The sequence below is a fragment of the Methyloversatilis sp. MC4-4 genome (assembly GCF_049843555.1).
GTDB classification, from domain to species: Bacteria; Pseudomonadota; Gammaproteobacteria; order Burkholderiales; family Rhodocyclaceae; genus Methyloversatilis; species Methyloversatilis discipulorum_B.
In genome coordinates this window covers 987,805-1,006,278 of sequence record NZ_JBBHZK010000001.1, presented here as the reverse complement: position 1 = coordinate 1,006,278, position 18,474 = coordinate 987,805, and the positions used below count along the sequence as shown (strand labels likewise).

The 18,474-nt window shown below is 66.8% G+C and carries 13 protein-coding genes and 1 riboswitch; of the genes, 3 read left to right on the top strand and 10 right to left on the bottom strand.

Annotated features, from left to right (window positions below; translation table 11 throughout):
- Positions 1-20: 20 nt before the first annotated feature.
- The 8 genes from epsI to WDZ97_RS04545 form a co-directional block, all read right to left on the bottom strand.
- Entirely contained in the window at positions 21-701 is a 681-nt protein-coding gene (gene epsI, locus WDZ97_RS04580; protein ID WP_425761926.1) for an exosortase-associated protein EpsI, B-type, read from the bottom strand.
- A 526-nt stretch (positions 702-1,227) separates the two neighbouring features.
- The gene (locus tag WDZ97_RS04575; RefSeq protein WP_425761925.1) at positions 1,228-2,643 is read right to left on the bottom strand and encodes an esterase-like activity of phytase family protein; all 1,416 of its coding nucleotides are present in this window, start codon (positions 2,641-2,643) and stop codon (positions 1,228-1,230) included.
- Between the two features lie 536 nt (positions 2,644-3,179).
- Entirely contained in the window at positions 3,180-5,228 is a 2,049-nt protein-coding gene (locus WDZ97_RS04570; protein ID WP_425761924.1) for a TonB-dependent receptor, read from the bottom strand.
- A 76-nt stretch (positions 5,229-5,304) separates the two neighbouring features.
- Complete coding sequence (locus WDZ97_RS04565; protein ID WP_425761923.1) at positions 5,305-6,090, bottom strand: DUF4465 domain-containing protein; 786 nt, start codon at positions 6,088-6,090, stop codon at positions 5,305-5,307.
- A gap of 26 nt (positions 6,091-6,116) precedes the next feature.
- Positions 6,117-6,935, bottom strand: a complete 819-nt coding sequence (locus WDZ97_RS04560; RefSeq protein ID WP_341421260.1) for a PEP-CTERM sorting domain-containing protein — start codon at positions 6,933-6,935, stop codon at positions 6,117-6,119.
- A 168-nt stretch (positions 6,936-7,103) separates the two neighbouring features.
- A riboswitch (cobalamin riboswitch) is annotated at positions 7,104-7,324 on the bottom strand.
- A gap of 540 nt (positions 7,325-7,864) precedes the next feature.
- Positions 7,865-10,669 carry a formate dehydrogenase subunit alpha gene (gene fdhF, locus WDZ97_RS04555; RefSeq protein WP_425761922.1) on the bottom strand — a complete coding sequence of 935 codons (2,805 nt, stop codon included), beginning with the start codon at positions 10,667-10,669 and terminating at the stop codon, positions 7,865-7,867.
- A gap of 16 nt (positions 10,670-10,685) precedes the next feature.
- On the bottom strand, positions 10,686-12,374 hold the full coding sequence (locus tag WDZ97_RS04550; protein WP_425761921.1) for an NAD(P)H-dependent oxidoreductase subunit E: 1,689 nt from the start codon (positions 12,372-12,374) through the stop codon (positions 10,686-10,688).
- A 97-nt stretch (positions 12,375-12,471) separates the two neighbouring features.
- A complete protein-coding gene (locus WDZ97_RS04545) occupies positions 12,472-13,446 on the bottom strand; it encodes an MBL fold metallo-hydrolase (protein ID WP_425761920.1) in 975 nt (324 codons plus the stop codon).
- Positions 13,447-13,581: 135 nt separating this feature from the next.
- Here WDZ97_RS04545 and WDZ97_RS04540 point away from each other — a divergent pair, with 135 nt between their 5' ends.
- Positions 13,582-13,935 (top strand): hypothetical protein, encoded by a 354-nt coding sequence (locus tag WDZ97_RS04540; RefSeq protein WP_425761919.1) that lies wholly within the window; start codon positions 13,582-13,584, stop codon positions 13,933-13,935.
- A gap of 49 nt (positions 13,936-13,984) precedes the next feature.
- On the opposite strand, the gene WDZ97_RS04535 is transcribed toward WDZ97_RS04540, so the two are convergent.
- Both WDZ97_RS04535 and WDZ97_RS04530 read right to left on the bottom strand, forming a co-directional pair.
- Positions 13,985-14,809 carry a quinoprotein dehydrogenase-associated SoxYZ-like carrier gene (locus WDZ97_RS04535; protein ID WP_425761918.1) on the bottom strand — a complete coding sequence of 275 codons (825 nt, stop codon included), beginning with the start codon at positions 14,807-14,809 and terminating at the stop codon, positions 13,985-13,987.
- A gap of 171 nt (positions 14,810-14,980) precedes the next feature.
- On the bottom strand, positions 14,981-15,943 hold the full coding sequence (locus WDZ97_RS04530) for a quinoprotein relay system zinc metallohydrolase 2 (RefSeq protein WP_425761917.1): 963 nt from the start codon (positions 15,941-15,943) through the stop codon (positions 14,981-14,983).
- 45 nt (positions 15,944-15,988) lie between these two features.
- Here WDZ97_RS04530 and WDZ97_RS04525 point away from each other — a divergent pair, with 45 nt between their 5' ends.
- Together WDZ97_RS04525 and WDZ97_RS04520 are read left to right on the top strand one after the other, a co-directional pair.
- The gene (locus WDZ97_RS04525; RefSeq protein ID WP_425761916.1) at positions 15,989-17,377 is read left to right on the top strand and encodes a TolC family protein; all 1,389 of its coding nucleotides are present in this window, start codon (positions 15,989-15,991) and stop codon (positions 17,375-17,377) included.
- The gene (locus tag WDZ97_RS04520; RefSeq protein ID WP_425761915.1) at positions 17,374-18,420 is read left to right on the top strand and encodes a hypothetical protein; all 1,047 of its coding nucleotides are present in this window, start codon (positions 17,374-17,376) and stop codon (positions 18,418-18,420) included. Before WDZ97_RS04525 ends, WDZ97_RS04520 begins: the two co-directional genes overlap by 4 nt.
- Positions 18,421-18,474 lie beyond the last annotated feature (54 nt).

The window sequence follows — 18,474 nt, the reverse complement described above, 5'->3', positions numbered from 1 at the left end:
TGATTGGAATGAATATCGGTTCAAAGTCCAGCGATGCGGGGCCGCACATCGGCGGGGATCGCAGTCACCAGCTGGTTCACGAACTGTTGCTGGACGGCAAAAGCGGCTTCCGAATTGCGGTCGATTGACGAAATCCGGAACAGCAGTCCGTCCGGAATTTCGCCCTTGAGGCCGTAGCGCATCTCGGCAAGCTTCTTGGTCGCGCCCCCAGTCAGCACCTGAGAGCCGATCGTCGTCCAGTAGGTGATGGGTTCGAAACGGTTCTGCGACAGATTCGTTTCCAGACGTTTTACAGGGATCCCGCCCAGATCTGTATCGAGCGTTCCCTTGCGGTTGCTGGTGACCTGGAAACCCTGGGCGGGGTAACACACCTCGGGGTAGTGAAGCTGATTGCCGTCGCGCTGGTCTTCGCCGTACGCGATCGACAACATTATCCGGTAGCCCTGCGCGTTGTAATAGGTTCGGGTCAGGATCTGCGAATAGAGCTGGTTCAGCAGCTCGGTCTGCTGCGGATTGACGACCCCGCCCACCGCACGCTTGTCCAGCGTCCAGTCTCCGAATCGCTCGGGAATCGATGCTTCCAGATCCAGTTTGGGGAGTACATCGACGATCCGCTTCGTCGGTGTCATGGCCGTGGCGAGGGTGGCAGCCGAAGCCATCAGTGCGGCGGCAACAAGTGCCGAGACGAGGGATTTCTTCATAAGACCTGAACTTGGGTGCCTTCGGAAGGGAGTGCGATTGTGACCGACAGCCCGCGTGGCGTCCCAACGACCTTTTCACAAAATGTGACAGCCTCGAAAATAGCTTGAACGCATGCTGCAGTGCAACCAAAGATCAGAGTACTACGTCACGGTTGCAGGGAAGTGACTGATACGCGCCGGCGTGCGCCGCCGCCGCGGAGACACGAATCGACCGTATATGTATATGTAGCGCGACCTCCGGGGGTCGGGATAACTTCCTGCGATGAGTCAGCCTTGGGTCTCTGCTCAGGACGGCTGCGACGGCTGACTGGCGCGCGTTGCCGTTGCGGACGCCGTGTCGCGGTCAGAAGACCGCTCCTACAGCAGGCGGTGCGATTGCCTGAGCCGGAACGGTCCTCTGGACGCGAGCGCAGCGGTTGGATAGGCGGCGGCGTCTGATCGACGGCCGAGTCGCGGTCAGAGGACCGCTCCTACAAGGCGCTTCGCGCACCCGTACGACCGGAGCCGATGCGGATGCGCGAATACCTCAGCCGACCCGGCGGCGTGCAACAGCGCCGATCAGCGCCAGACCCGCGCCCAGCATGGCCCAGGTGGTGGGCTCGGGAACCGGGGCGGTATAGCCGGCGAGTTCGGCCGGGCTGGCGCGGTAGGCGTGCAGCACGCCGGGGATCAGTTCGAAGCCTTCGGTGCTGCCGCTGTAGGGCGTGGTGCTGGCGTGCAGCGTGCAACCTTCGGTCGAGCCAAGCGGGCACTGGATGCGCTGTTGCGTGAGCGGGTTAAACAGCACGTCGAACTGCACCGCGCTGCCGTTCTGGGTGACCGAATAGTCGTTGTCGTTGCCGGCGACGATGAGCCACGAGCCGTCGTCGAGTTGCGGGCCGATGGCCAGGCCTTCCCACTTTTCGGGTGACACGCCGCCGGTTTCCGGGAGACTGTTGGCGGCGAGGTCGATGAAGGGCGTCGGGTTCTTGCTGACGGCGGTAAAGCTGACGCCGGCTGCGTCGAGGTCGATGCCGGTCACGTCGGTCGCGCCAGCAAGATCGATCAGGTAGACGTTCTTGTTGCCGGCAGTGCCGGCGAAGGTGGCGTCGGCGCCGAGGCCGCGGTTGTTGCGCTCCAGGACCATGAACTCGTGTTCGTTGATCGCCACCAGTGCGGAGATGCCGCGCCCCTGAGCGGCGGTTTCCATCCGGTAGGCGTACTGGGCGACGGCTTCGCCGCTGGCGTTGTCGAACTTGACGATGCGGTTGTAGACGCCATTGGCGCCGCCCTCGTCCACCATCGCGCTCTGCAGCATGGCGAAGGTGTATTGGCCGTCCGGCGAAATCGCCAGGCCTTCGAAGCCACGGTTGGTGCGGCGACCGCTGTTGCCGTCACCGTCGTAGTTGTAGCCGCCGGCGGTCAGTGCCGGGCGCAGCGCCTGCGGCGTATTGAAGGCGCGGATCATCGTGCCGCTGCGGTCGAATTCATACAGCGACGGGCCGTATTCGTCAGACACCAGCAGGTGGCCGTTCAGCGGGTTGATCACGATGCCTTCCGGGTCGAAGGCGGTGCCCAGATTGCTGGCAGAACCACCGAGCGTGCTCGGGAACTGGCCGCCGAGCACAGTGCCGGCGCCGTTACGGAACTTGATCGTATCGACCACCTGGAAGTTGGAGATCGCACCGGTGCTGCGATTGACGTCGAGCGTGAAGCGCTGGACGCGCACGTCGTAGGGCAGCGTGCCGCCGCCCGGGCCACGGTCCGACAGACCCCACCATTCGTTGCGGTTGGGGTCGTAGTAGATGTCGGAGAACATGCCGAGCCGGCCGTCGTTCACGCTGCTGCCGAACAGATCACCGGTGGAGCCCGGAATGGCGATGCCATTGACGAAGGACACGGCGGATGCCGGAGCAGCCGCGACCGCGAGCAGCAAAGCCGCTGCCAGTGACGTAAGTTTCATGAAGACCCCCTGATTGTTGGTGTGTTGGTGGACAGTCGAGGGTAGCGAGCGGATGTTTCAGCGATGAGACGCGGGTGACGGTGTTCTTGCGGGAGCGGTCTTTGTGGGAGCGGCCTTGGCCGCGACAGGGCCAATGCAATCTGCAGTTCTAGGCACAGGCCGCTGTCGGGGTCAGAGGACCCCTCCTACAAATCCTCGCTCCAGGCTCCGGTCGCAGGTCTTGCTCGCCCGCTGTGGGAGCGGCCTTGGCCGCGACAGGGCCGCTGCAATCTGCAGTTCTCGGCACCGGCCACCGTCGGGGTCAAGACCCCTCCCACAGAAGTTCGGTCCAGGCTAAAGCCGCAGGTCTTGCTCAGCCCCTGTGGGAGCGGCCTTGGCCGCGACAGGGCCGCTGCAATCTGCAGTTCTCGGCACCCGCCGCTGTCGGAGCCAGAAGACCCCTCCCACAAAGCCCCCGCACCGGCGTCGGCCGCGGATCGAGCGCCGCCCTGCAAGAGACAGGCATTGCAGCCGACAGCGACTGAAATAGAGGCGCCTTACATCTTCCAGCTCACCGCCACCCAGGCCGCTCGCTCGGGCATGGGGTAGTAGGTATTGCTGTAGGCGAGCGTCGAATACACCTTGTCGAACAGGTTGTTGATGCCGGCCGACCAGGTCGCGGCGCCGGCCCGGATGCTGAATGCGAGGTCGAACACGGTGTACGACGGCAGCGGCGCGGAGCTGCGGTTGTCGAGGTCGTTGCCGTCGAAGCGGCGGCCGGCATGGCGGGCGCTCAGGGTGAGGCGCTGCGCTTCGGTCGGCGTCCATTCGACGCGGGCGTTGGCGGTGCGGCGGGGCACCAGCGGCACGTCGGCGTCGCTGCCTTCGAAGCGCGGCTGCACGTAGCCGGCGTTGGCGGCAAACAGCACACCGGGCCGGATGCGCCAGCGCAGCTCGATCTCGACGCCGGTGCGCACGGTCGGCAGATCGTAGTTGCGATTCACGCTGAGGCCGCTGGCGCTGTCGAAGTAGATTTCGTCCTCGATTCGCATGCGATAGACCGTGGCGCCGAACTCGACCGTCTCCCCACGCGCACGCAGGCCTGCCTCGCGCGTGCGGCCGCTTTGCGGGCGCAGGTCGGCCGCCGCGAGTGCGAGTTCGTCGACGTTCGGGTTGCGGAAGTGACGGCTGTCCGCGGCGAACACGGTCAGTGCCGGCGACAGCTGCCAGCTTGCGCCCAATTCGCTCGCCCGGTTGCGCCAGTCCGATGCGGTGGCGTCGGTGGCGCGGAATGCGTTCACGCAGCTGCCGGGCACTTCGACCGGAAACGGAATGAAGATGTACTGGCACTCGCGCGTGTAGCGGCTGCCCGCGGTGCGGCTCTCGGCGCGGTCGTGGCGCAGGCCTGCGTTGACGCTGACGCCCTGCCCCAGCCTGAACACACCTTCGGCCCAGCCCGCGTGGCCGTTCAGTTCGCCGCTGCGCCGGGTCGAGTTGCCGACCACGAAATCACCGTTCTCGCGGCGCAGGTAGTCGGACGACTGGCTGACGTAGCCGAATGCCAGGTCGTGCCGCTGCCCGAAGGCGTCGACGCCCAGCTCATGCGTCACGCGCAGGTCGCGCCGGGTGGAGTCGATCACGTTACGCTGGTCAGCCAGCGCCGTACCGGCCTGCACGCCGATGAAATACGGGTTTTCGCGGTCGCGGTGATCGAACTGCACGGTGAACAGCCCGGCATCGCCGAAATCCGCACGCAGCCGGGCGCCCAGCGTGCGGTCGTCGGTGCTGCCGCCATCGAGCGGTGAGGCGCTGCTGCCCCGTCTTCGCACACTGCTGCCGCGGAAGGCTTCTGCGCTGACCGGCCCCGGCAGGCCGTACTCATCGATATGGCGCGCGGCACGCAGGCTGAGGTCGATGAAGGACCACGCGCCCTCAGGCAGCAGACTCAGCTCGACCGCGCTGTCGCGCGCGGCGTAGCGATCGTTGTCACGGTAGCCGTCGCTGTCCTGCCGGCTCAATGTGACACTGGCTGCCAGCGGCCCGGTGCCGCCGGCTGCGCGCAGCCGCGCTTCGCGGGTGCCCCAGGCGCCGGCGCGCAGATCGAGCTGACCGGTGAGCGGCCCGGGCCGCGGGCGCCGGGTCTGGATGTGCACGATGCCGCCGACCGCACCGTCGCCATGGCGCACCGCCCCGGCGCCGCGCAGCACTTCGATGCGCTCGACCTGCGACAGCGAAACCGAAGACAGGTCCGCGCCCGAGAGATCGTCGGCATTCAGGCGCACGCCGTCGACCAGCACCAGCACATTGCTCACCGCGGTCGCGCCCAGGCCGCGCATGTCGACAGTGGCGCCCTTGTCGCGGCCGAAATAGCTCTGCAGGTTGAGGCCGGCTTCACGGCTGAGCAGTTCGCCCATGCCCTGCGCACCGGCGCGCTCGATGTCGTCGGCGGTGATGACCGACACGCCGTGCGGCACCGCGCGCAGCGTGTCATCGGCCGACGGCGCGCTGATGACGATTTCGTCGAGCCGGAATGCCTCGTCCGCGTAGGCCCGCAAGGCGAGCAGGCACAGCACGCTCGCCAGCGCACGCCGGAAAGAGATGTTCATGGATATCGCCTCTTCGCGCCGGCCCCGCCACTCGGGCGGAGCCGGGCATGCCTTAGGACGTGACTCAGGCCGTGCTTCAGGCCATCCGACGACGGGCGACGGCGCCGACCAGCGCCAGACCGGCAAGCAGCAGCGCCGCCTGTTCGGGTTCCGGCACGGCAGCGACCGCGAGGTTGTCCATCGCGAAATAGGCCGGCGTGTTCATGCCGAAGGCGCCGTTGTCGCTGGATGTGAGCGCGAACTGCAGGCTGCTCACGGTGCCCAGCGCGCTCAGGTCGACCCATCGCCAGTCGGTGACGATGTAGTCGTCGGCGCTGTCGGCGAAGCGGTAGTCGGCGAGCATGAAGTCCACGCTGCCGGTGCTCTGGCCGAAGCTGTCGAGGCCGGTGATGGTGAGCATGAACCAGTCAGCATCGCTGCCGGCCGCCCCGCCGAACTGCTTGGCGAAGCCGTCGCCGTTGAGCATCGACAGCGCGGCATAGGTGCTGTTGGTGAACCATGCGCCCAGCACGTTGACCGGCGCGGCGAAGCTGGCCATCGGTGCGCCGATGTTGGCCACCGCGTAGTTGGCCGAGCCTTCGGCACCGCCGCCGGCGATGGCGCTGTGCTGGTTCAGATAGCCCTCGGTGGTGGTGTCGGTCTGGTTGGAATAGACCCAGTCGGTATGGCAGCAGTCGCCACCCCAGTCGTTGAAGCTGTGGTTGAAGGTGGCGGCGCCACTGGTGAAGGTGGTGCTGGTCCTCGGGAAGAAGACGCTGTCGGGGGCCAGCGTCAGGTCGTCGAAGGTCGATACGCTGACCGCGGCGGCCGGTTGGCTCAGGGCGAGTGCGCAGAGCGAGAGTGCAAGCGTGCGGATATTCATGTGTGGTGTTCCTGGTGCGGCGCCGTTCAGGCGCGGTTGCGACGGACGATGACGGACAGCAGGCCGAGCGCGGCGGCATACATCGCCCACTGCGAAGGCTCGGGCACCGGCGGCGTCTGCGCGTCGAAGACTGCGTAGTGGATGACGCCCACCGCGTCGAGGTCGAAACCACTGCTACCGCTGGTCGGGTACGGGTCGTAGATCGGGTGCGGGCCGCCGTAGGCTGCCGGGTAGCTGTCGAAGGTCGAGCCATTGCCGACCACGTCGATCAGGCGCAGGTACTGCACCTTGTTCACGTCCAGGCCGGCGATGCCGCTCAGCAGGTCGAGATCGAAGGGCGTGCCATAGCCGGCGCGGTACTTGCCGGCCAGGCCATCGATATTGGTCGGATCGATGGTGCCGAAACCGGACACCGGGCTGGGCGTGAAGGAGTAGTTCGGGAAACGGAAGAAATCGGTGCCGTTGGACGACACCTCGACGAAGGCCAGTTCGAGGAAGGTGTTGCTGAAGCTGTTCTCGAACACCGCGAAATCGGCGCCGGCGCCATTCGTGATGTAGCCGTCGAAAGTGAGCGTGATGCGGCCGCCGTCGCCCAGCACGACGACGTCGGTCGAGGTGCCTTCGGCCTTGCCCAGGCCTTCGGCAGGATTCTTCCAGGCGGCGTCGACGTTCGGGCCGGGCTGGTAGTCCGAGTAGCCCGTGGCCCACTGGACGAAGGCAGCGCTGTCCTTGTGGATGGCGGTGGAGCCGGCGCTGCCGGCCGCCGGCGCGAACGGCCCGGCGTGTGCGGACCCCGCCAGCGCGAAGCCGGACAGGGCGATGAGGGTGGAAAGTGTGGTGCGCATGCAGACCTCCGTGCAGTGCCGGCATCACCCGCCGGCGAAGTGCAGAAAATCCGATGGCGCACGGCAAGCCGCGCGAGAAACGCACAGGAACGGATAGGACGGCCGCAACACGGCCGAGCGAACGCATGCGCCCCCGGCCGCCCACCGCAGCCATCGGTCGTCGGGTCGAAAGACCCGTTGCGCCAGGCCGGTCTCCGGGCTCACGAGGGGATATGTGCGATCCGCCTTCCCGTGCCGAGGGCACAGTGGCTGAATGGATCGCTACGACTCGCTTACCGTTGCGGGGGCAGCGCCGGAATAGCAGACCGCGAATGCGGCTGCGCACCGGACTTCCCGTTTCACTCCTTGCAGCGGACGCTGCGCGGGGCACCTGAGGCGAGCGCAGGGTATGCGAAATGCGGAGGGCAGGTCAAGGAAGGCGAGGAGGCCAGCGCCGCGGTCGGGGTCAGAAGACCCCTCCCACAGAACCCCAGCCAAGCTCCGGCCGCGAATCGGGCGCAGACCCTGTGGGAGCGGCCTTGGCCGCGACAGGGCCGATGCCGGCCGCACAACCTTCGATCCCGGCCGCTGTCGGGGTCAGAAGACTCCTCCCACAGAACCCCAGCCAAGCTCCAGCCGCGAATCGGGCGCAGCTTCTGTGGGAGCGGCCTTGGCCGCGACAGGGCCGATGCTGACCGCACAGCCTTCGATCCCGGCCGCTGTCGGGGTCAGAAGACTCCTCCCACAGAACCCCAGCCAAGCTCCGGCCGTGGGTCGAGCGCAGCTTCCGTGGGAGCGGCCTTGGCCGCGACAGGGCCGATGCCGGCCGCACAGCCTTCGATCCCGGCCGCTGTCGGGGTCAGAAGACCCCTCCTACAGGAGCGCTCACCGACGCACGACCAAAAAAAACCGGGGCTCAAGGCCCCGGTCTTCACTGCTGCAGCTTGCGCTTACGCCGTCACCGGCTTCGCCTGGCCGCCGCCGTAGGTCGACAGCTGGGTCGGCGTGCCGCCCTTCTTCAGACGCACGGCGCAGTACTTGAACTCCGGAATCTTGCCGAAGGGGTCGAGTGCCGGATTGGTGAGCATGTTCGCCGCCGCTTCGTAGTACGCGAACGGAATGAACACGGAACCGACCGGCACGTGCGGGTCGATGCGCACATACAGTGCGATCTTGCCGCGGCGCGATTCGACGGTGACCACATCGCCCGCCTTCACCTTGAGCTTCGCCACGTCCTCCGGATGCACGGTGACGGTGGCGATCGGCTCGATGCTGTCGAGCACCGAAGCGCGGCGCGTCATCGAACCCGTGTGCCAGTGCTCCAGCTGACGGCCGGTGATGAGCACCATCGGGTACTCGGCGTCCGGCTTCTCGTTGGCCGTGATGAGCTTGGCGGGTACCAGCTTGGCGCGGCCGTTGGGCGTCGGGAACTTGTCGATGAACACGACTTCGTCACCCGGATCGCCCACGTTCTCGCACGGGTAGGTGACCGAGTGCTCGGCTTCCAGACGTTCCCAGGTGATGCCGGCGATCGAGTGCATCGCCTTGCGCATCTCGTTGAACACGTCCTTCGAGCCTTCGTAGTTCCAGTCCAGACCGAGGCCGCGGGCCATTTCCTGGATGATCCACAGATCCTGACGGGCGTCGCCCGGCGGGTTGATGGCGGCACGGCCCAGCTGTACCTGACGGTCGGTGTTGGTGAAGGTCGCGGTCTTCTCGGGGAAAGCCGAGGCCGGCAGCACCACGTCGGCGAAGTAGGCGGTTTCGGTCAGGAAGATGTCCTGCACGACCAGCCAGTCGAGCTTGGCCAGCGCGTCACGGGCGTGGTCGACGTCCGGGTCGGACATCGCCGGGTTCTCGCCCATGATGTAGCAACCGTGCAGCTTGCCGGCGTGGATGGCGTCCATGATCTCGACCACGGTCAGGCCCGGGTTCGGGTCGAGCGTCGTGCCCCACAGTTCCTCGAACTTCTGACGGATGGTCTGGTTGCCGACCGCCTGGTAGTCCGGGAACACCATCGGGATCAGGCCGGCGTCGGACGCGCCCTGCACGTTGTTCTGGCCGCGCAGCGGATGCAGGCCGGTACCGCGGCGACCGATCTGGCCGGTCATCATGACCAGCGAAATCAGGCAGCGCGCGTTGTCGGTGCCATGCACGTGCTGCGACACGCCCATGCCCCACAGGATCATCGAGGCCTTGGAGGTGGCGAACATGCGCGCGACCTCGCGCAGCGTTTCCGCCGGAATGCCGCAGATCTTCGCCATCTTCTCGGGCGAGAAGTCGGCGACGTTCTTCTTCAGTTCCTCGAAGCCCGAGGTGCGGTCCTTGACGAAAGCCTCATCGACCAGACCTTCCTCAATGATGGTGTGCATCATCGCGTTCAGCATGGCCACGTCGGTGTCCGGCTTGAACTGCAGGAAGTGGGTGGCGTAGCGCTGCAGATCGTTGCGACGCGGGTCGCAGACGATGAGCTTGGCGCCGTTCTTCACCGCGTTCTTCATCCAGGTGGCGCCCACCGGGTGGTTCACCAGCGGGTTCGAACCGATCAGGAAGATCACTTCCGAATGCAGCACGTCACGCACCGGGTTGGACACGGCGCCGGAACCGACCGCTTCAAGCAGCGCGGCAACCGACGAGGCGTGACACAGGCGGGTACAGTGGTCGACGTTGTTGGTGCCGAAGCCGGTACGCACCAGCTTCTGGAACAGATAGGCCTCTTCGTTCGAGCCCTTGGCCGAGCCGAAGCCGGCCAGCGCGTTCGGACCCTTGCTGTCGCGGATTTCGCGCAGCTTGCCCGAGGCCAGCGCCAGGGCCTCTTCCCACGTGGCTTCGCGGAAGGCGGTCAGCGGGTTGGCCGGGTCGACCACGAAGTCCTTGTGCTTGGGCGCGTCAGCGCGACGGATCAGCGGCTTGGTCAGGCGCTGCGGGTGGCGCGCGTAGTCGAAGCCGAAGCGGCCCTTCACGCACAGACGTTCCTCGTTGGCCGGGCCATCACGGCCGGTGACCATCAGGATCTTGTCGTCCTTGACGTGGTAGGTCAGCTGGCAGCCGATGCCGCAGTACGGGCAGACCGAATCGACCTTCTTGTCCGGCGTCACCATGCCGACACCGCCGGCCGGCATCAGCGCGCCGGTCGGGCAGGCCTGCACGCATTCGCCGCAGGCCACGCAGGTCGAGGCGCCCATCGGGTCGTCCTGGTCGAACACGATCTTCGACGCGGAACCACGGAAGGCGTAGCCGATCACGTCATTGCCCTGCTCTTCGCGGCAGGCACGCACGCAGCGGTTGCACTGGATGCAGGCGTCGAGGTTCACGCTCATCGCCGGGTGCGACTCGTCGCACTTGGGCTGTTCGCGCGCGTCGAAACGCGAGTCGGTCACGCCGAGCTTGCCGGCCCAGTAGGCCAGTTCCGAATCCGGCTTGTAGGTCTTGTCCGGCATGTCGGACAGCAGCAGCTCGACCACCATCTTCTGCGCCTTCACGGCGCGTTCCGACTCGGCCTTCACCTTCATGCCGGGCGTCGGCGCGCGGCAGCAGCTGGGGGCGAGCACGCGCTCGCCTTCGATCTCGACGACGCAGGCGCGGCAGTTGCCGTCCGGACGGTAGCCGTCCTTGTAGCAGAGGTGCGGGATGTCCACACCCTGGCGGGCAGCCGCCTGGATGATGGTTTCGCCCACACGGGCCTTCATCGTCTGCCCGTCGAGCGTGAATTCAATACTTTCCGCGGCGACCGCGGGATCAAGAGGTGCGTTCATATGGGTTGCCGTCCCTTCACTTGATTTCGTCAGGGAAATACTTGATCACGCAGCGCACCGGGTTCGGTGCCGCCTGCCCGAGACCGCAGATCGACGCATCGACCATGGTCTGCGACAGTTCCTCGACCAGCGCGGTGTCCCACACCGGCTTGTCGATCAGCGTGTTCATCTTCGAGGTGCCGACGCGGCAGGGCGTGCACTGGCCGCAGGACTCGTGCTCGAAGAAGTGCATCATGCTGCGCGCGGCGTCGGTCGCCGTGTCCTTGTCGGACAGGATGATCACCGCGGCCGAACCGATGAAGCAGCCGTGCGGCTGCAGCGTGTCGAAGTCGAGCGGGATGTCGCCCATCGAGGCCGGCAGGATGCCGCCCGAAGCGCCACCCGGCAGGTAGCCGTAGAAGGTGTGGCCGTCGAGCATGCCGCCGCAGTACTCGGCGATCAGCTCCTTGACCGAGATGCCGGCCGGCGCCAGATGCACGCCCGGCTTCTTCACCCGGCCGGACACCGAGAACGAGCGCAGGCCCTTGCGGCCGTTGCGGCCCTGGCTGGAGAACCACTCCGGGCCCTTCTCGACGATGTCGCGCACCCAGAACACGGTTTCCATATTGTGTTCGAGGGTCGGATAGTTGAAGAGGCCGACCTGGGCCACGTACGGCGGACGCAGGCGCGGCATGCCGCGCTTGCCTTCGATCGACTCGATCATCGCCGACTCTTCGCCGCAGATGTAGGCGCCCGCGCCGCGGCGCAGGTGGATGGGCGGCAGCGCACAGGGCGGATCGGCCAGCAGCTTCTTCAGTTCCTTCTGCAGCAGTTCGCGCACATGGGCGTATTCGTCGCGCAGGTAGATATAGACCTCGCCGATGCCGACGCAGTAGGCGGCGATCAGCATGCCTTCGAGGAAGCGGTGCGGGTCGCGTTCGAGGTACCAGCGGTCCTTGAAGGTGCCGGGTTCGCCTTCGTCGATATTCACAGCCATCAGGCGCGGCGCGGCTTCGCTGCGCACGATGCGCCACTTGCGGCCGGCCGGGAAACCGGCGCCGCCGAGACCGCGCAGGCCGGAGTGCTCCATCGCGGTGATCACGGTTTCGGGATCGCGACGACCTTCGACCAGATCGCGGAACAGCTGGTAGCCGCCCGCCTTCAGATAGGCCTTGTAGCCGATGTACTTCGGTGCCGGCGCGGTCGTTTCCTTCGCCTTCACCGCCGCCTTGACCGCCGCCTCAGTGGCGCCACCGAGCGCGTTTTGGCCGACCACGACCACCGGTGCCTGTTCGCAGCGACCGACACAGGGCGCCGGAATCACGCGCACCTTGGTGCCAAGGATGCCCGGCAGCTTCTGCAGCAGGTCGTCCGCACCGGCCATCGCGCACGACAGCGTCTCGCAGACGCGCACCGTCAGTTCGGGCGGTGCGGCCTCGCCTTCGCGGACCACGTCGAAGTGGTGATAGAAGGTCGCGACCTCATAGACCTCGGCCTGCGACATCTTCAGTTCCGCCGCCAGGGCAGCCAGATGACGAGCGTGGACGGCGCCAACGTTGTCCTGCAGCAGGTGCAGGCATTCGATCAGCAGGTCGCGGCGGCGCGGCATCTTGCCGAGCAGCGCACGGACCTCGTCCACCGCCTTCTGGTCAAGCGCGCGCCCCTTGGGCGTCGGCTTGACCATGCGGCGCATCTGTTCCAGCGGGATGGAAAACGGTTCCGACATTTACGGTGATCCTCTTCAGTCAGTTCGTTGTGCGTGACTTCTTCGCTTTGTCCGCGATGTAGTTTTCGGGGCGCCTGTACCGACGCCCTCGCATTGTTCAGTGCTGTCCTTCTTCCGATCCTGCGCCCTTGTCCGTCAGTGCGCCGAACTCGCCCTGCTCCCGGTGCAGGTAGGCGAAATGCACGTTCCGCCGGTGCCACACCGAGTACCCGTACCAGTCATTGAAGCCGACGGCCTCGACCTTCTCCAGCGATTCAAGCAGCGACACGCCCTGCTCGAACAGCGTATCGACCTGCGCGATCAGCGTATCGAGGTAGCGACGTGGCGCATCCAGCACCTCGCGGCCACCCGGTGCGCCGTGCGCCGGCACCACCTGCTTCACGTCCATCCGGCCCAGCTGCGCCAGCGCGTCGCGCCAGCCGCGCTCCTGCGCGTTGTACAGATCGGGCAGATAGCGTGCGGCGCCCAGCTCGCCGGCAAAAAGCGTTCCCGTCGCCTCGTCGAGCAGCGCCGTCGCACCGGGCTGGAAGGTGTGGCCGAAATGAAGCAGCTTCAGCCTGCGCGAAACGCCGGGCAGATAGCCCGTGCTTTCAAACACTACCGTCGCCGGTGTCGGTTCGGTACTCGACATCATATTTTCGCCCAGTGCCGCGGTCAGGCGCTCGACACAGGTGTGGCAACTGGCCCGGATGAAGCGGTCTGTTTCAATCTGCGCCGCAACCGGCACACCCCGTGACACAAAAAAACCGTTGCCCAGCACGTGGTCGCCGCCGCCGTACAGATTGACCGCAGCGATCACCGGTTTGCCGAATCGCGATTCGACAAAGGTCTTCAGGTGCTGCGCGAAGCGGTGGCTGGTGCCTGTGCCGATGAGCACCAGACCGCGCGCGTCCTCGATCACGCCGATATTGGTGACGAAGCCGGCGTTTTCGGCAGTCACCTCGAAAGACGGCGCCGGCAGCACGTGCACGCCGTCGGCCAGCGTGCGCACCGTCAGCGCCGGCAGGGTCTGCGCGTGAAGCACCGCTGCGGGCAGGAACCAGAAAATCGCGATGACCGCGCCGCGCAACAAGGAAAGAATCCCGCGAAACTTGGGCATACCGACGGTGGTCTTCAGCGCTGTGCTAGCCTTTTCTGCACCCGACGAGGCCGAGCCACCGAGGTTCGCAGATAACAAGTCCGTCGATAACAATTGAGGAGAACCGGTTTGAACGTCCATCGTTTCCAGATCACTGTCGCCACGCTCGCCGCCCTGCTCGCACCGGGGCTGGTTTCCGCAGCGAACGACTACCCGACGTCGTCGCGCGTCGAATTCGCGCTCGAATGCCTGCAGACCTATGGCAACAATCACGAGTACATCTACAAGTGTTCGTGCCTTATCGACGAGATCGCCGAAAAGCTGAGTTACGACGAATACGTCGAACTGTCGAGCTTCAGCCGCTCGTCGGGCATGAGCGGTGAGCGCGGCGGCATGTTCCGCGGCACCGACCAGACCAAGGATGCGGTCAAGAAATACATGGGCATCGTGTCCGAATCGAAGAAGCGCTGCTTCATCAAGTAATGCCCGTTGCGGCCGGCGTCGCCGGCCGCATACTGCCTGTCCGCGGCGCTCAGCTGCCGCCCTTCATGCCTGGCCGGATGGCCACCGCGCTCTCGAACTTCAGGTCCTTCGAATCGACGATGACCGCCTTCAGTTCGCCCTCGCCCTTGGGCACGAACCAGAAGCGGAAGTTGGGGTTTTCGCTGATCGAGAAATCGACGTCGGCGGTCATCACCGGTTCTCCCGCGTAAGTCACTTCCACCCGGCGCACGAAATGCGGGGGTACGTAGAGTCGCGTCAGCTGGTCCATCGCCAGGCCGGAGCTGTTCGGATGACTGATCATCAGCTGCGCCGCGCTCGGCTGACCGGCGACGGCGTCATCGTCGAGCTTGAGCTTCATCTTGCCGAGGCGTGCCATCGCCTCTTCCTGGTCCTTGCCGGCCGGCGCCGAACAGCCGCCCGACGCCTTCACGTAGCGGCGCGCCATGTAGACCTTGCCGTCGCTGGTTTCGGCCAGGGCGCGTACCCAGCTGTAGGCCTCGATGCGCACCCGCGTCTCGATGTCGGCGCGCCCTGCAATGGGCGAGAAGGTGAAGGTGCCACCGATCGGCGACGGGTTCTCGTCGATCACGAGGTGTACCTTGCTGACGTGCACACCACCCGGCTGCTGCTTCGTGCGTACCGCCAGCGGCACCACCGCCGCGTCCTCGGCCCGGACCGGTGCGTCCAGTTCGATCACGCTGCCGGCCGTGTCGTCGATCACCGGGCGATCACCGACCAGCAGCGTTTTCACCTTGCCCCAGATCGCCGTGTCGGACCCGTCGTCGGCCGCCTGGACACCGGCGACCCACAGGAAGCCGGCAAGCAGAAAGGCAAGCCTGCGCGAAATACTCATGTTCTTCTCCTCCAGATGGACTGCTCCGCGACGATCAGTCTGACGCCGATCGCTCGATTGTTCTGTAACCCAGGTCGCCTGGCCGCCGCGCACCGACACACGCCGCAGTCGCGGTCAGAAGACCGCTCCTACAGCTTCGATCCTGCGCAGGCGCACAGCGCTCCACCTGCTTCAATCTTCCCACTCCAGTTCGGCGTAAGCGGCGGTGACGTTGCGCTTGTGGAACAGGTCGGCCAGCTCCCAATCGCCGACCTGATCGCGCGCGACCTCGTCTGCCGCCTGCGCCAGTTTGCGGCCGGCCTTGATTGCCGCTCTCGTTTGATCGGCGAGGGCCTGCAGGTAGTTCCCCTGTTTCGCAAACGCTTCCCGCCACGCCGGGCCCGCGTCACCGTGACCGGACACGACGCGCTTCACGTCGAGCGCAGCAAGTTGCGCGTTCACCTTGATCCAGCCCAGCAGCTTGCCGTCGACCACCGGCATGTGACCGACGAACAGCAGGTCGCCGGCGAACAGCGTGCCGCTCGTTTCGTCGAGCACGGTGAGGTCGTTGTCGGTGTGCGCGGTCGGCCAGGCGCGCAGACGCAGCACGCGCCCGCCGAGGTCCAGCGTGTCTTCGCCGCTGACCGTGCGCGTCGGGGCGACCAGTTCCAGCCCGCGTCCGGCTTCGCCCATCAGACGCTCGGCCGAGGCCATGTAGTTGCGACCGCGCGCTGCCAGTGCCGCCGGCAGCTTGGCGTGGCCGACGAATTCCGGCTTGTCGGCGACGAAAGCCTGATTGCCCAGCACGTGATCCGGGTGCACGTGCGTGTTGATGACGTAGCACACCGGCAGCGCCGTCTTCTGTCGCACGGTCTCGCGCAGCGCGGCACCGACCGCCGGCGATCCGCCGGTGTCGATCACCGCGACGCAGCGACTGCCGACGACGAAACCGAGGTTCGAAATCGCACCCCGGTTGTGCGCGTCCTGTTCGGCGGTGACACCGTTGAACACGAACACGCCCGGCGCGAGCTCCTTCATCGGCAGCGTCTCCGCCGCCATCGAAGCGCTCACCGTCAGGGCGAACAGCGCACCCATCATCGACCGCCACAGGCGCCCGGCAACGGCGCTTGCGGATTTGCACTCAACTGTCAGCATCGTTAGCATTCGGCGTCCATACGCGGCCCAGAATAACAAATCAGGATGCAGCGCCTCACCTCACTTCTTCCACTGCTGCTGCCGCTTCTGGCCCTGTCCGGTTGTGCCATGCAGCACGTGGAGCCAGCGCCGCTGCAGCCCGAAGCGTCGCAGTCGGCGTTCCGCCAACGCCAGCTGACCGATGCGCAGACGCGCGACTTTCTGGCGCAGCGCAATATGGATGTCGCGCAATGGCCGCCGGCGAAATGGGCGCCTGAGCAACTGGTGCTGGCCGCCCTCGACCGTCACCCGGCCACCGCGCAGGCACGCGCCCGCGCCCAGCTTGCCCGCGCCGAGCTGCAGACCGCCGGCCTGAAGCCGCGCACAGTGCTGGCGCCGGAAGTCGAACGCACCAACGAGCGCGACGCCGGCCAGTCGGCGTGGAGTATCGGGCTGGCGCTGGACCTCGCCATCACCGGTCAGTCGGTACGCGAAGCGCGGATCGAACGCGCCCGCCTGCTGGCCGACAGCGCGCTGCTCGACGAGGCCGACGCTGCGTGGACCATACGCAGCAACGCGCGCCGCGCGCTGCTTGAACTGTGGTCAGCCAGTGAAGAACTGAAACTGCTGGACCGCCTGGTCGTGAGCTGGCTGGACGCTCAGGCGGCGATGCAGAAGCGCTACGACCTCGGCGCCGCCGACGCGCTCGATCTGACGACGACGCGCACCGCGGCCGCACAGGCCGAATCGCGCTACGTGCTGACCGAGCAGCGGCAGATCCGCGCCCGCGGCGAACTGGCGCAGGCACTCGCGCTGCCGCTGTCGGCTGTCGATGCCTTGACGCTCGACTTCGATGAATTCGAACAGCCGCCGCCGCTGCCCGCCGACGACGCGCTGCGCAGCGCGGTGACGCTGGACCGAATCGATCTGCGCCGCGCGCTGGCCCGCCACGCCGCTGCCGAAGCCGGCCTGCAGGTCGAACTGCGCGCGCAATACCCGGAAATCCGCTTGCAGCCCGGCCTGCTGTGGGACCAGGGTGCGACCGTCTGGAAACTCGGCGCCTCGCTGCCGCTGTTCGCGGCGCAGCGCCAGGCCGGTCCGATCGCCGAAGCCGTCGCGCGTCGCGAAATCGCGGCGCAGGACTTCCTGTTGCTGCAGTCGCAGGCACTCGCCGCACTCGACCTCGCGCGCGCCCGGGTCAAGGCCGCCACGCTGGATACCGACGGCGCCGAAGCGGAACACGACGAAGCGCGGCTGCAGCTGACCCGCACCGAACAGCGCTTTACCCGCGGCGACGCCGACCGGCTCGACCGCGTGCTCGCCCTCACCCGCCTGCTCGAAGCCGACATCCGGCTGCTGCAGGCGCGCACCCGCACGCTGGCTTCGCGCCTCGCGCTCGAAGACGCCATGCAGCGCCCGCTTGCCACCGGCGCCGCCACGGAAGGACAGCCATGAAAGCACTGACACCGCATCGCGCGATGTTCCTGATGGGCCTGCTCATCATCGCCCTGGTCTGGGCGCTCATCTATTACGCACGCGACGAATGGAAGCTCTACGAAGCGCCTGACGACGACGACATCGCCGTACCCTCGCTGGTTGAACGCGACGAGAGCGGCATGAGCAGCGTCAAGCTGACGGCCGCGGCGCAGAAGGCGAGCGGCATCGAAGTTGGCCAGCCGCTGACCGTGCGCGCCGGCACCGAGCACGAGGCACAGGCGGCCGTGCTCGATGTCGAACCGCTGTTCGCGCTGCGCGCACAACTGCAGGAAGCCCGCGCCGACATCGCCCGGCTGGCGTCGCAACTGGCCCGCTCGGAAGCCGAGCGCGACCGCATCCAGGCGCTGTACAGCGACGACCGCAACGCGTCGGAGCGCGCGCTGCAGACCGCACGCAGCCAGGCCGAACAGGACCGCGGCGCACTGGCCGCGGCACGCGCCCGGGCCGACGGTCTGCACGCGCGGCTGGTGCAGGGCTGGGGCGCGCTCGGCGGCACCGCATCCGGCGAGGCGCCGCGCGAACTGGACAAGCTTGCCGACCGCCGCGCCTCGCTGGTGGCGATCGCATTGCGCGGCGCCGGCGACGCGCCGCCGACCATGCAGCTGCGCCTGCCCGACGGCGAAGAATCGATCGAGGCGCGGCGCATCGGTCTGGCGCCGCGCAGCCTGGCGCACGCAGCAGGTGAGACCTGGCTGTACAAGACCGAACGCGTGCTGCCCACCGGCACCCGTCTCGCCGCGCGCGGCGTGACCGGCACGGAGGTGCTGCATCTGGTGCCGAACAGCGCGGTGGTCTGGTATGCCGGCCTGCCGTGGATCTATGTGCGCGACGACGACGAGCCGGAAGAATTCATCCGCCAGGCCTTGCCCGCCGAATCGCAGCGCCCGGACGGCTGGCTCGCGCCGGCACTGGAAGACGACGCGCGTGTCGTCACCCGTGGTGCGCAGCTGCTGCTGTCGGAAGAGCTGAAGCACACGCTGGCGGACGAGAACGATGACTGAGCGCAGCAGCAGGTCAGAGGAGATTCCCGCTCCGGCGCAACGCCTGTGGCCGCG

What these genes read in the sequence shown, in the direction of transcription:
- WDZ97_RS04535 (WP_425761918.1), bottom strand. Translation starts at nt 14,809, where the DNA reads ATGAGTATTTCGCGCAGGCTTGCCTTTCTGCTTGCCGGCTTCCTGTGG.
- WDZ97_RS04565 (WP_425761923.1), bottom strand. Translation starts at nt 6,090, where the DNA reads ATGAATATCCGCACGCTTGCACTCTCGCTCTGCGCACTCGCCCTGAGC.
- epsI (WP_425761926.1), bottom strand. Translation starts at nt 701, where the DNA reads ATGAAGAAATCCCTCGTCTCGGCACTTGTTGCCGCCGCACTGATGGCT.
- WDZ97_RS04560 (WP_341421260.1), bottom strand. Translation starts at nt 6,935, where the DNA reads ATGCGCACCACACTTTCCACCCTCATCGCCCTGTCCGGCTTCGCGCTG.
- WDZ97_RS04575 (WP_425761925.1), bottom strand. Translation starts at nt 2,643, where the DNA reads ATGAAACTTACGTCACTGGCAGCGGCTTTGCTGCTCGCGGTCGCGGCT.
- fdhF (WP_425761922.1), bottom strand. Translation starts at nt 10,669, where the DNA reads ATGAACGCACCTCTTGATCCCGCGGTCGCCGCGGAAAGTATTGAATTC.
- WDZ97_RS04550 (WP_425761921.1), bottom strand. Translation starts at nt 12,374, where the DNA reads ATGTCGGAACCGTTTTCCATCCCGCTGGAACAGATGCGCCGCATGGTC.
- WDZ97_RS04525 (WP_425761916.1), top strand. Translation starts at nt 15,989, where the DNA reads ATGCAGCGCCTCACCTCACTTCTTCCACTGCTGCTGCCGCTTCTGGCC.
- WDZ97_RS04530 (WP_425761917.1), bottom strand. Translation starts at nt 15,943, where the DNA reads ATGCTGACAGTTGAGTGCAAATCCGCAAGCGCCGTTGCCGGGCGCCTG.
- WDZ97_RS04520 (WP_425761915.1), top strand. Translation starts at nt 17,374, where the DNA reads ATGAAAGCACTGACACCGCATCGCGCGATGTTCCTGATGGGCCTGCTC.
- WDZ97_RS04570 (WP_425761924.1), bottom strand. Translation starts at nt 5,228, where the DNA reads ATGAACATCTCTTTCCGGCGTGCGCTGGCGAGCGTGCTGTGCCTGCTC.